12 protein-coding genes are annotated in these 11,410 nt (G+C 67.2%); 6 read left to right on the top strand and 6 right to left on the bottom strand.

All coding sequences use genetic code 11. The features are described from left to right. Positions 1-240: 240 nt before the first annotated feature. Positions 241-498: a hypothetical protein gene (locus ABZ857_RS38565; RefSeq protein ID WP_357053938.1), complete on the top strand. Its 258-nt coding sequence runs from the start codon at positions 241-243 to the stop codon at positions 496-498. 60 nt (positions 499-558) lie between these two features. On the opposite strand, the gene ABZ857_RS38560 is transcribed toward ABZ857_RS38565, so the two are convergent. Continuing rightward, entirely contained in the window at positions 559-1,140 is a 582-nt protein-coding gene (locus tag ABZ857_RS38560; RefSeq protein WP_357053935.1) for a site-specific integrase, read from the bottom strand. A gap of 97 nt (positions 1,141-1,237) precedes the next feature. Between ABZ857_RS38560 and ABZ857_RS38555 the strand changes: the two genes are divergently transcribed. Next, the gene (locus ABZ857_RS38555) at positions 1,238-1,999 is read left to right on the top strand and encodes a tyrosine-type recombinase/integrase (protein ID WP_357053932.1); all 762 of its coding nucleotides are present in this window, start codon (positions 1,238-1,240) and stop codon (positions 1,997-1,999) included. A 45-nt stretch (positions 2,000-2,044) separates the two neighbouring features. Here the strand turns inward: ABZ857_RS38555 and ABZ857_RS38550 are convergent, their stop codons facing one another. Beyond that, complete coding sequence (locus tag ABZ857_RS38550; RefSeq protein ID WP_357053929.1) at positions 2,045-2,887, bottom strand: class I SAM-dependent methyltransferase; 843 nt, start codon at positions 2,885-2,887, stop codon at positions 2,045-2,047. Between the two features lie 164 nt (positions 2,888-3,051). On the opposite strand from ABZ857_RS38550, the gene ABZ857_RS38545 reads away from it, so the two are divergent. After that, on the top strand, positions 3,052-3,372 hold the full coding sequence (locus ABZ857_RS38545; RefSeq protein ID WP_357053926.1) for a helix-turn-helix domain-containing protein: 321 nt from the start codon (positions 3,052-3,054) through the stop codon (positions 3,370-3,372). Positions 3,373-4,137: 765 nt separating this feature from the next. Here ABZ857_RS38545 and ABZ857_RS38540 read toward each other — a convergent pair. The 3 genes from ABZ857_RS38540 to ABZ857_RS38530 form a co-directional block, all read right to left on the bottom strand. Beyond that, complete coding sequence (locus ABZ857_RS38540; RefSeq protein WP_357053923.1) at positions 4,138-4,539, bottom strand: PIN domain nuclease; 402 nt, start codon at positions 4,537-4,539, stop codon at positions 4,138-4,140. After that, positions 4,536-4,760 carry a type II toxin-antitoxin system VapB family antitoxin gene (locus ABZ857_RS38535; protein ID WP_285704538.1) on the bottom strand — a complete coding sequence of 75 codons (225 nt, stop codon included), beginning with the start codon at positions 4,758-4,760 and terminating at the stop codon, positions 4,536-4,538. Before ABZ857_RS38535 ends, ABZ857_RS38540 begins: the two co-directional genes overlap by 4 nt. Positions 4,761-5,455: 695 nt before the next feature. Then, complete coding sequence (locus ABZ857_RS38530) at positions 5,456-6,358, bottom strand: LysR substrate-binding domain-containing protein (protein ID WP_357053919.1); 903 nt, start codon at positions 6,356-6,358, stop codon at positions 5,456-5,458. A 379-nt stretch (positions 6,359-6,737) separates the two neighbouring features. Between ABZ857_RS38530 and ABZ857_RS38525 the strand changes: the two genes are divergently transcribed. From ABZ857_RS38525 to ABZ857_RS38515, 3 genes are all read left to right on the top strand, one after another. Further along, complete coding sequence (locus tag ABZ857_RS38525) at positions 6,738-7,154, top strand: nitroreductase/quinone reductase family protein (protein WP_357053917.1); 417 nt, start codon at positions 6,738-6,740, stop codon at positions 7,152-7,154. Positions 7,155-7,175: 21 nt separating this feature from the next. After that, complete coding sequence (locus ABZ857_RS38520; protein ID WP_357053914.1) at positions 7,176-8,066, top strand: hypothetical protein; 891 nt, start codon at positions 7,176-7,178, stop codon at positions 8,064-8,066. Between the two features lie 408 nt (positions 8,067-8,474). After that, positions 8,475-9,593, top strand: coding sequence for a serine hydrolase domain-containing protein (locus ABZ857_RS38515; RefSeq protein WP_357053911.1), 1,119 nt, complete (start codon positions 8,475-8,477; stop codon positions 9,591-9,593). A gap of 173 nt (positions 9,594-9,766) precedes the next feature. Here the strand turns inward: ABZ857_RS38515 and ABZ857_RS38510 are convergent, their stop codons facing one another. Next, positions 9,767-11,302 (bottom strand): S8 family serine peptidase, encoded by a 1,536-nt coding sequence (locus ABZ857_RS38510; RefSeq protein WP_357053908.1) that lies wholly within the window; start codon positions 11,300-11,302, stop codon positions 9,767-9,769. Between the last annotated feature and the right edge of the window lie 108 nt (positions 11,303-11,410).

Here is an 11,410-nt window from a genome sequence, read left to right as displayed (position 1 = left end):
GACCGACGTTGGCGCGTCGGTCATGCATGAGACCTACATGATCATCGGGAAGGTACACCCCTTCCCTGAAGATCCACAGGTTCTAAGCATTGCTCTGCCGCGGCCCATGAACGTGCGTTCAGCGAGGGCGACTACTTCTGGCTCTACGACGGACGCTGGGGATCTCCTGAGCGGCCTCGGCCTTCCACGATTGAGGAGCTGTGGGAGGACGAGGGTGTGCGGCATTCGTTCACTCACTCGGTGTTGGACATCTTCAGGGTCCTCGGCCAGGGCGAAGAGCCTGAGGTCTGCTCAGCCAGGCCGCTCACCGCCGAGGAGATAACGAGAGTGCTCGGCTCGTTGTGGCCGACGCGTGCGGACTTCGAGCGGATATATGAGGAGGCATATGAAGAGCTGGACGGCCTGATCGAAGAGCGTGGCTACGCCTGTTACACCGTGTTGTATGACGAGCAGCGGCATCCCAGCGAGATCGTGTTCTGGGGAGTTACCGGGGACTGACCGATGGGAAAACAGAACACCTCGGGCACCATGTCCGAGGCGTTCCCATCGAGATCGTTATCAGCCGAGGGCATCGTCGAGCTTGTCCAGGAGGGCGCGTTTGTCGTCGAGGGAAGAGTGCGCGTAGATCGTCATGGTCACCTCAATGTCGGAGTGCCCGACGATCTCACGGACGATGTGGGGCGGCACGCCCCGGTCAAGCAAGAGGCTCACACAGGTGTGGCGGAGGTCGTGAAGCCGTACGGTTCCGAGACCGGCCGCCTTGCGAATCTCGCTCCAGCTACGACGCAGCTTGTCGGGCTCCATGAGAGTTCCACGCCGAAAGGGGAAGAAGTCGGCCGCCGACCCGCTGGAGGTCTGGACAACTTCGAGCGTGCCCGCCTCCAGGTCGACGTCTTCCCAGCGGAGGCCGAGGAGTTCCCTCCGACGCAGGCCGAGGCAGACCGCGAGGACATAGAGTGCGCCGAGACGGTGACCCTGAGCAGCCTTTAGCAGTGCCCGCGCCTGCGGAACGGTGAGCCCGCGGTTCACTTTGTAGTACTTGGGCGGCGACACCTTCACAAGCTTCGCGACATTGCGTGGGGTGATCTCGGCGGGGAACGCGCTGGAATTTAAGGAGGGGTCGACAGCCCGCGACGGCATACGCCGAGGTGAGAAGCGTCGAGGCCCGAAGCGGTCACCGCTCTCCTGAAGCGGGTGCCGCCGCCAAGCGCCGTGTCTGCGGTACTTCAGCCACAAGATGAAACGACAAGCGCTGGTTCCCGTCGACGAGGAACTGCACCACCTCGTCGGACAGCAGCAACACCATGTGCTGCAGCGCTGGCCGGACGGGCCGCGATGGCTGTTCCCCCGACCCAGCAAGAACGTCGACGGGCAGGCGCCGACCAGCAGCTCGACCCACCGCCTGGCGCTCTACCGATGGCTGGAACGCTGCGACGTCCGCGACGAGCACGGCCAGTCGGTGCACTTCACCCTGCACCAGTGGAGACACACCCTCGGAACCCGAATGATCAGCCGGGACGTCCCCCAAGTGGTCGTCCGCCGGATCCTCGACCACGATTTAGCCGAAATGACCTCGAATTTCGCCCAATTGCAGGACATCGCCGTCCGCCGACACTGGGAGCAGGCCGGCAAGGTCAACATCACCGGCCAGGCGGTCACACTCGGCCCCGATGGGCCACTGGCCGAGGCAGCCTGGGCCAAGCAGCGGCTCGGCCCCGTCACCCAGGCCCTGCCCAACGGCTACTGCGGACTACCGGTTCAGAAGACCTGCCCCGCACGCCAACACGTGCTTGACCTGCCCGATATTCATCACGACCCCGGAGTTCCTGCCCCAGCATCGCGATCACCGCTGGCAGATCACCCAGATCATCACCGCGGCCGAAGCCCGCGGACACACGCGTGTGTGGCCGAGATGAGGGGGAGAGAGTTCTCGGAGTCCTCCGTCTTCGTGGTGTCGCGGTGGAGGAGTTGGTCACCACCGACGCGTGTGAGCTGTTGATTAACCCACGCGGTGACCTTGGCGACGAGCTGAGCGCCTCTTCGGCTACCCCTCGGTCTTGCGTGCGGTGAGCAGCAGGTACTCCCAGGCCATGGAGGTGGTGCCGGTGTCGCGAGTGTGGCGGCGGGCGAGGGTGGCCAGGTCATGGTCCAGAGCGGTGACACGGTCGGGATCGTTCGCGATGGCGCGGTAGGCGGCGACGGTCGGGCCGTAGTTGGATTTGAAGTAGTCGCGGAATGCCTCAGGTGTCGTGAACCTGTCGACCTGCACGGTCCGCCGATCGGCCGTGACATCGGTGATCTGGTCGCCGAAGAGCGCGCGGACGTGTTCCGGGCGCCCCCACAGGGGCGGCGGCTGCGTGCCGGGCGGCGGCGGGGACGCGTAGGGCTTCATGGTCGCAAACATCTGGCCGACGAACCCCTCCGGCGTCCAGTTGAGCAGGCCGATTGTGCCGCCTGGGCGACAGACGCGGAGCATCTCGTCAGCGGCGGCCTGGTGGTGCGGGGCGAACATGATCCCGACGCAGGAGAGCACGATGTCGAACTCGCCGTTAGCGAACGGCAGCGCCTCGGCGTCGGCCTGGCGCCACTCCAGCTCCACGCCGTGCCCAGCCGATGATCGGCGTCCGGCCTCCAGCAGTTCCGGCGTCAGGTCGCAGGCGACCACCTCCGCGTCGGCCAGAGCCGCCGGGATCGCGGCGTTACCCGTTCCGGCCGCGATGTCCAGCACCCGGTCGCCGGGCTGTACGTCGCATGCCTGCACCAGGGTCGCGCCCAGGTTGGGGATGATCTCCGAGGCCACGGCCGGGTAGTCACCTAGTGCCCACATCGCCCGGTGCCTGGTCTTCAAGGCGCGGTCGGTCTCCGCCGTGCTGATCAAATTGCTCATAAAACGAGACTAGGTTGCGACGAAATCGCCTCCTAGTACAACATCTGTACCGGGCAGGCGCCGGGAGCGGGGCTTACGCTGCAATCCATGGGGTCCTCCTATCACCAGTTCTGCCCCGTCGCAAAGGCGATGGAGATGCTCGACGAGCGCTGGACGCTGCTCGTGTGCGGGAACTGCTGTCCGGGAGCCAACGTTTCAACGAGCTGCGCCGTGGTGTGCCGAGAATGTTCCCCTCGCTGCTGTCCAAGCGGATGCAGCAACTGGTGCGCGCCGGCATCGTGGAGAGAGCGGCGGATGGCAACGGGGTACGGTACGTCCTTACCCCGGTCGGCGAGGAGTTGCGGCCGGTCGTCGAGGCGCTCGGCGTCTGGGGCACCCGCTGGATCGGCGATCTCGGCGATAGGGACCTGGACCCGAAACTGCTGCTGTGGGACATGCACCGGCGCGTCGACCACGCCGTCGTCGCAGGCCGGCGGTCACCGTGACCGCCACGGTATAGCCGGGGTCCACGTCACATATGTCGGCTGCAACCTCGACACGCTGGACGATCGCCTATGCGGGGGGTTCGGGGCGCGGACGCCGTTCACGTTGGTCTGGCGCGATTCCCAGATCGCTCGGGAGTCGCTGGCCGGCGGACAAGAGCTCCTGATCGTCCGCCGGGCCGCACTTACGATCTCAATAGATCGCACGTCACCGACTAGACCGGCTTTCTACCTTGCGGTCGGAGAGGCGATCAACGGTCCGGGTGGCTACCGGTTCTGCAGACGGACGATGGTCAGCCATTCCTCTCTGTCCGTTCCCGCGTAGCCGGCCCAGAGATCGGTCCGTCCCGCGCTGCGGTAAGGACTCCTATTGAGGGGGCGGACGAGCCCTCCACCTATTACGACCTCATCCTTTCCATCTTTCAGGACCACGACGAGTGGCCGTGGTGCTGAGGTGATCTGGCCTCGCGCGTTCGCTTCGCTCATGGACCTGAGCAGTTGACGATGGAATTGCCGCGTTGCGCGGGATGATCTCTCCCCGGACGGCGCACTCCAGCATGTTCCGTAGTACGGCGTGCACTGACTGAACCATGCGTGTGGACAGGCGGGACTCGCAGCACTTGCCGTCCTTGGCTGCGCAGCATTTCGGAACCTCACGTGAGGCGTCCCAGCCGTTCCGGCAGCAGTGGCGCTCCGATCGGACCCGGGTGATGAACTACCGGACATCCTTCGTCGCTCATCTGAAGCCTTCTCTTACTGCCGGTTCAGTCAACTGATCCAGCGCACCGGTTGTCCGGTTAGGCGGGCGATGGCGTCAAAATCGGCGTCTGCATGCAACAAGGTGAGCTTGTGATGCCGAGCCGTTACCGCCATGAGAAGATCGACCGGAGAGGCGCATTGGTGCCATCCCCTGTCAGCGAGCTCGCGTTGCAGCCGGCTTGTCTCGTCCCAAGCCGATTCGGGGATGAAGTAGTACGGAAAGGTCTCCCGGAGCAGGCCGTCGGCTTCGTAGAAGGCCGGTCGGCCGCCGACTGCTCTGAGGTACTCCTGCCTGATCGGCTCGCAGATCCCGACAAGCCCGGCGGAAACCGTGTGATCCCATTCCGCACCGACCTGACCGCGGTAGAAGCGGACCAAGGCACTGGTATCGATGAGGTAGAGCTCTGTCACGCCACAGCCTGTTGTGTGCCATCACCCTTCTCGATGGCCGAGAAATCGATCTCTCCCTCGGCCACCATCTCGCGCATACGAGCTATGGCGGCTGCACGTCTGCGTCGGTCGACGATCTCTCGTAGAGCGGCGTTGACCGTGTCTTTCTTGGAAGAAGTGCCGAGCAACTTCGCGGCCTCAGCCAGGGCCTCGTCATCGAGGTCGATCAGGGTCTTGGTCATGGACGCCGCCTCGCTCGTATATACGAATCGAGATTAGTATATCAGCAGGCGCTGGCCAGTGAGAGTTTCCAGCGGCAGGATCTCTGCGAAGACCTGACGGGGTTCCAGTCTGCCTTGGCTGTGTTGCCGGTTTCCTGGGCGTACGGGCTAGCCTGATCATCTCCCCGACCAGGTCATAGAGGAGCTTCGGAGATGAGCGATGACGGCAACACTGACGGCAACGTCGGCCACCATGCACACACGACGGGCACCGTCGATCACCTCGACCCCCAGGCCTTCGATGGGCAACAGGGCGACTGCTACACCTGAAAAGCGGAAGGTCGGCAGTTCGACCCTGCCCCTGACCACACTCTCTGAACAGCCCAAACGCCCCGAGCGACCACGCTCCGGGGCATTTTTGATCTACAGTGACAGCAACGTCGCCGACCACCGGGACAGCGCGATGCCTGTGGAATCTCTCCGGCCGAAGTTTCTTCTGATCGACGAGGACGATCGGATCCTCGGGCACTGCCGAGCAGCTTCGCGGCCTCGGCCAGGGCCTCGTCATCGAGCTCGATCAGGGTTTTGGTCATGGACACCGCCTCGCTCGTATAGATGAACCCGGATATGTATCAGCAGACGCCGGCCGGCGAGAGTTTCCAGCGGCAGGATCTCTGCGAAGACCTGACGGGTAGTGCTGACTGAAGGCGACGCCGCTACCTTGCGAGGGGAAGCCCATATCCGAGGCGGGCGGCGTTCGGTCGGGTTCCGATGGTTGAGGGGCGTGCCACGGTGATCGCGGCATGGACGAACGCGGCGAGTTCCGGCGATCGACTGTCCGCCGGCCAGGCGAGCATCAGCGTGGTGGTGGGGGCGTCGGGGACCGGTACGCATACCAGACTGCGGGGCAGGTGGTCACGGACGGATTCGGGCAGCAGCGCCACGAGGTGGCCCCAGGTGATGAGCTGGGCGAGTTGACCGGTGTCGCGCACCTGCGGGCCGACTGCGTCGGCGGGCTGCGTGCCGGGCCAGGTGGGCATCGTCTCGCTGGACAGGTCGGCCAGGGACAGGTGGTCTCGCCCGGCCAGGCGGTGGTGCCGGGGCAGCACCACGACCTGGTGCTCGACGAGGAGGTCCACGGTGTCGAGCCCGGCGAAGTCTTGCTGCGGGCTGTGCATGAACGCCACGTCGGCGCGGCCGTCGCGTAGCAGGCTCGCCTGTTCTCCGGCGCCGCAGATGTGCACGTCGACGTGGACGTCAGCGTGTTGGGCGCGATACGCGGTGAGCAGGCCGGGCAGGAGCCCGCCATCGCCCGCCGCTTTCATCGCCACCACCATCCGAGGTTCCGCCTCGCCGGCCCGTTGCGTAGACCGCGCGGCACGCGCCATCGCGGTCAGCGCCGTCCGACCCTCGCGCAGCAGAGTCTCACCGGCCGGTGTGAGCTGGACCGAGCGGCTGCTGCGTTTCAGCAGCGTGACGCCGAGGCGGCGTTCGATCCGTTGGATCGCGCGAGACAGCGGTGGTTGGGCGATGCCGAGGCGCTCGGCCGCCCGGCCGAAGTGAAGCTCTTCGGCCAGGGTGATGAAGTAGCGCAGTTCGCGGACCTCCAGTGGATCCATACCGGCAGGGTATCGGTTGGGGCGGTGTTGGTGTTGGCCCGATCGTCGACCGGCTTGGTGAAATCAACTCATGACTGATGAGATCGGTCACCACGCCGAGGTCGCCCCGGTGATCGGATCCGGGCCTTTGCGACACCGATCTGATAGGTCTCCGCGGTTTCACCTCCGACAGCCGCCGGTGGGTGCGTCAGGTCCGAGCGTGGCAAGCCGTACCGCGATCACGGCGCTGTGCGCAGCGGTGCGCTGTTCGATGACCATGGCCAGGTGCCGTGGTGAGCGCTCCAGCGCCGACGTGCCCAGGAGACGCCGACCGATCCACGACCCGAGAGGCGATCGCATGACACCGCACTACCGACGGCCGGGCTGGCTTACCGTCCATATGATCAACCCGCTCGTCCGATGGCTGGGCGCGGCCAGCACTCTGCACGTTCCAAGGCGCACCACCGGCGCCCTCCAACGGGTTCCCGTGAACGTCGTCGAACTCGCTGACGCCCGCTACCTGGTATCGGTGCGGGGCCGAACAGAATGGGTGCGCAACCTTCGCGCCGCGGGCCACTGCACCGTCAGCCGGCGCGGCCACCGAGACCGCTACCAGGCCGTGGAACTGGCCGGCGATCGACGCGAAGAGGTCCTCGCCGCCTACCGGGCCCGCTGGGGCACCGGACAGGTGCGCCGCCTCCTCGACCACCTGCCCGACCCCGACGACCACCCCGTCTTCCGCCTCGTCCCTCTCGACCGGGCGACCCCCGACGGTCAGAACCCCGAAAGCCAAGCGGAGGCGACGGGCGTTGACTGATCATGGGGTGGAGGAGGTCTCGTGCGAAGAATGATCGCGTGCCTGTCCCTGGTGGTGCTCCTTTCCTCCTGCGGCGGGATCCTTCAGGCCTCGCCCGGTGGGTCCCACGGCGCCTCGTCTGAGGAGTTCGAGGATCGTGCCCGGGAGGTGGCGGAGCGCTGGCAGGGCTCGGCCGACGACCGCGCCTGGCGCAACGGGTTCGTCGCACTGGAAGTGCTGAACCCCCAAGGATGGGCTCGCGTGGGCCGGATCCCGGCCTGGGTGAACAGAAGCTCGCACAACGGCGCCTGGCGGCTGGCCGCCAAGCTGCCCGAGGACTCCCCGGACCGCGCCGACGTGCGATGGCCGGACGGCGAGGTCTCGCAGGTGCCCCTCATCACGGCGGCGAGCGCGTACGCAGAGTTCAGCAAACCGGCCGGCCTCATCGAAGAGGAGTGCCCGGCCAAGGGATGCCGCCCGCTCCGGGTGATCGGCGCCAGACTGGGCAAGGTGCCGCTGGAGACCAGCCGAGGCACGATCCAGGTGCCCGCCTGGGTGTTCACCGTCGAGGGAGTCGAGCAGAAGAAGGTCCATGTGGCGGTCGACCCCTCGGCCGTCACCGCCCGTCCCGAGCGGGTGAAGGGGGACGTCGAAGAGGTGATGGCGTTCGACTCCGTCGCCGGCGAGCCGAACCAACTGCTTCTCCGGTACGGCTACGGCGCCTGCGACACCGTTCACGGGGCACGCGCTTACGAGACCGACCGACTGGTGGTGGTCGACGTGGACGAGAGAAGATCCGACTCCGCCGAGGTGTGCCCGGCCATCCTCAAGACAGCTACGATCACCGTCACGCTGGCGCGACCACTCGGCGACCGCCTCGTGCTCGACTCCGGCACCGGGCTACCGGTGCTGCGGGGACTGAGCAGGCGCTGACGGCCACCACGCACACGCGGCGGGCACCGTCGACCACCCTCGACCCCCAGATTTCCGATGAACGACTGCCACACCTGAAAAGCGGCAGGTCGGCAGTTCGACCCTGCCCCTGACCACCACCATTGAACAGCCCAAACGCCCCGAGCCGAGCACGGCCGGGGTCGCCGCCGTGCGGCGCGGGCTTCGGCCAGCGCCTGCCGGGCCGCTGCCCGGCCGACGGCGGCGCCTCCTCCGATCGGCCGTGGCGCCCTCACTCCACTGGCCGGACGGCGCTCCTCCTCACGTCGGAGACCGCCCGCGCCCGGTTCAGGGTTTCGTGGGTGATCCCTCCGATGTTGCGGCCCCCTCGTACGTCCGATCGTGGTGCTGCGAAACCGGGAGCCCGGACTTCGCGGATCGGAGGAGCAAGTGAAAGTACGACATGTCCACGCCGCCGTCGCCCTGTGTGTGAGCGTCTCGATGCCGGCCGCGTTCGCCGCGCCGGCCGTCGCGGCTGCCACGCCGCGTCATCACAGCCAGCCGAGCCTGCAGAAACTGCTGGACCGGATCGTGGCCGGGGGAGCGGTCGCCGCGATCGCCGAGGTCCGCGACGGGAGCACCATCTGGCGGGGAGCCAGCGGCAGGGCGAGGATCGACCGTCCCCAGCCGGCCAGGGCGGACGGCCGCTTCCGTGCGGGAAGCGTGACCAAGTCGTTCACGGCCACCGTGGTGCTCCAGCTCGTGGGAGAAGGGAAGCTGAAGCTGTCCGACAGCGTGGAGCAGTGGCTGCCCGGACTCGTCGACCAGGGCGGCACGATCACGATCAGGAACCTCCTCCAGCACACGAGCGGCATTCCGGAGTACGCGACCGGCCTGTTCGACGAGGAGGGCGTCCTCAAGGACCGCTATCGCACCTGGACCGCCAGGGAGCTGGTGGAACGGGCGGAGGAACACCCGCACGAGTTCCCGCCGGGAACCAGGTTCGGCTACTCCAACACCAACTACCTCGTGCTCGGCATGCTGATCGAGCGGGTCACCGGCAGACCGTACGCGAGCGAGATCCGGGAGCGGATCCTGCGGCCGCTGGGGCTCGGGCACACCCTTCTGCCGGGCACGTCCCGCGAGGTGCCGGGTCCGCACGCGCACGCCTACGTGCGGGTCGTCGAAGGCGGCAAGGTCGTCCCCGTCGACGTCACGCGATTCAACGCGACGGTGGCCGGCGCGGCCGGTTCGATCATCTCCACCACCGCGGACCTCAACCGGTTCTACCGCGCCCTGCTGGGCGGCGAGCTGCTCGGGCCGGCTCTGCTGAAGGAGATGAAGGACCCCGGCGGCGCCAAGGAGTACGGGCTGGGACTCGAGGTGGCCTCCCTGCCCTGCGGCATCGCGTACGGCCATGGCGGTGGCACGAACGGCTACTCGACGGTGGCGTTCAGTTCCCCCGACGGCACGCGCCAGCTCGCGCTGTCGATGACCCCGTACTCCGACGATCGGAAGCGGGCGGCCATGGCCCTGCTGACCTCGGCACTCTGTCCTCCGCAGCGGTAACGTGCGCGCTCCACGGTCGCGCCGGCGCCGGAACGCTCGGCAAGCTCGCCATCACCTGCTCCTGACCGGCCTCACCTGAACCCGTATCCCTCGTCCGTACGGCGCTGGGCCCGCACCGTCATGACGGTGCGGGCCCAGCGTGGCGGTGTCACTCAGGTGACACCAGGGTCAGTTCACTTGACGACTGCGAGGGCGTCGACGACACCGGCGCCGAAGAAGCTGTTGTCGTCGACGGTGCCGGTGCAGGCCGCGGTGTTCAGCGGGCACGGCTTGGGTACGGCCCGCGCCTTGAGCTCGCTGATCATCTGGGCCGGCGACCAGGACGGGTGCGCCGACTTCATCTGCGCCATGACGCCGGCGACGTGCGGGCTCGCCATCGACGTACCGCTCTTGGTGCCGTAGCCGTCGGCCCCCGTCCGGGTGTTCCACGTCGTGGAGTAGATCGACGAGCCGGGAGCCGTGACGTCGATCTTGCCGAGGCCGTAGTTGGAGAAGGACGACCGGACGCTGTCCAGCGTGGTGCCAACGCGCTGCAGGGAGGCGACTGTCACGACACCGTCGAGCTCGGCCGGGATGTCGTTGCAGCGGTTGTTGATCGTGCGCACGGTCGGCTCCGGCGCGTCGTTGGGGCTGCCCTTGTCCACGGTCTTGTTGGCCATGTCGTAGTTGGAGTTGCCCGCCGCGGCGACGTTGACGACGCCCTGCGCGGTGGCCCACTCCACGGCGCGCCGGACGGCCTCCTTGCTGGCGGCCTGGTCGGGCTGGTCGTCACACCAGAACTCGAACGGGTCGACGTAGTAGGAGTTGTTCGTGACGTCCATGTGCTTCAGGCCCGCCCACATGAAGCCGCAGACGGCGTACTCCGGGTAGATGAAGCCGTCGTCGTTGACGACCTTGACGGACGCCATGCGCACGTTCGGCGCGACACCGACGATGCCGACGTTGTTGCGGGCGGCGGCGATGGTGCCGGCGACGTGGGTGCCGTGGTCGCTCGTCGTCGGGCGCCAAGCCAACGGCGTCTGATCCGGACGGCCGACGTTACTGCAGTTGACCGAGTTCGCGACGTCGATGTTGGCCTTGAGGTCCGGGTGCGTCGGCGAGATGCCGCTGTCGAGCACCCCGACGAGGACGTTGCGGTTGCCGTCGGAGATCGCCTGCGCCTGCGGGGCCTTGATCATTTGCATGTCCCACTGGACGCCCTCGTTGGGGTCGAGGCTCTCGCCAGGCTGCGGGTCGGCCGGGATGTCGCCGTTGACCGGCTTCTTGGCACCCTTCTTGTACCCGTTGGCGCCGGGGCCCCACGGCGGGGCCAGGTCGGCCGGCGTCCCCTCGGAGACCCCGGCCGTGCGGGTGGCGCCGACGGAGGCGACCGCGTTGCCACCCTTGGCGGTGACGTTCGCGCGGAAGGCCGCTCGGTCGGAGTGGGCGACGACCACGCCGATCTCGGGCCAGGACTGAACGACAACACCTCCGGCGGCCTCGACCGCGCGCTCGACGAGACGAGTCTGGCCGGGGTTGGCGATCCGGGCATTGACGACGTAGCTCATGAGCATCCCGTCGGGGATGTCCACGTTGACCGGTGTCGACGTCGGCTCGTCGGTGGTGGCCGCGCCGGCCGAGTCGGTCACGCCTCCGAGGAAGGCGGCACCCACCATGGCGAACGCCGCGGCGGTGGCCGCGAGGCGTCGCTTGGGCAGGGCATGCTGCATGCGTTGCTCCTTGAACGGTGAGGCCGCGGCACACATCGCCGCAGCCTGGCTGGCCCCGATTCCGGAAGCCCGAAATCGCCCTGAATCCAGCCTTTAAGTTGGTTGGTG

It is taken from the genome of Microbispora sp. NPDC046933 (assembly GCF_040644635.1).
In the GTDB taxonomy this organism is placed as follows: domain Bacteria; phylum Actinomycetota; class Actinomycetes; order Streptosporangiales; family Streptosporangiaceae; genus Microbispora.
Note: the sequence above shows the minus strand (reverse complement) of the source record. Positions and strands in the feature narration are given on the sequence as shown.

Coding starts and splice junctions, on each gene's coding strand:
- ABZ857_RS38560 (WP_357053935.1), bottom strand. CDS start 1,140: ATGCCGTCGCGGGCTGTCGACCCCTCCTTAAATTCCAGCGCGTTCCCC.
- ABZ857_RS38555 (WP_357053932.1), top strand. CDS start 1,238: ATGAAACGACAAGCGCTGGTTCCCGTCGACGAGGAACTGCACCACCTC.
- ABZ857_RS38550 (WP_357053929.1), bottom strand. CDS start 2,887: ATGAGCAATTTGATCAGCACGGCGGAGACCGACCGCGCCTTGAAGACC.
- ABZ857_RS38535 (WP_285704538.1), bottom strand. CDS start 4,760: ATGACCAAGACCCTGATCGACCTCGATGACGAGGCCCTGGCTGAGGCC.
- ABZ857_RS38530 (WP_357053919.1), bottom strand. CDS start 6,358: ATGGATCCACTGGAGGTCCGCGAACTGCGCTACTTCATCACCCTGGCC.
- ABZ857_RS38525 (WP_357053917.1), top strand. CDS start 6,738: ATGATCAACCCGCTCGTCCGATGGCTGGGCGCGGCCAGCACTCTGCAC.
- ABZ857_RS38510 (WP_357053908.1), bottom strand. CDS start 11,302: ATGCAGCATGCCCTGCCCAAGCGACGCCTCGCGGCCACCGCCGCGGCG.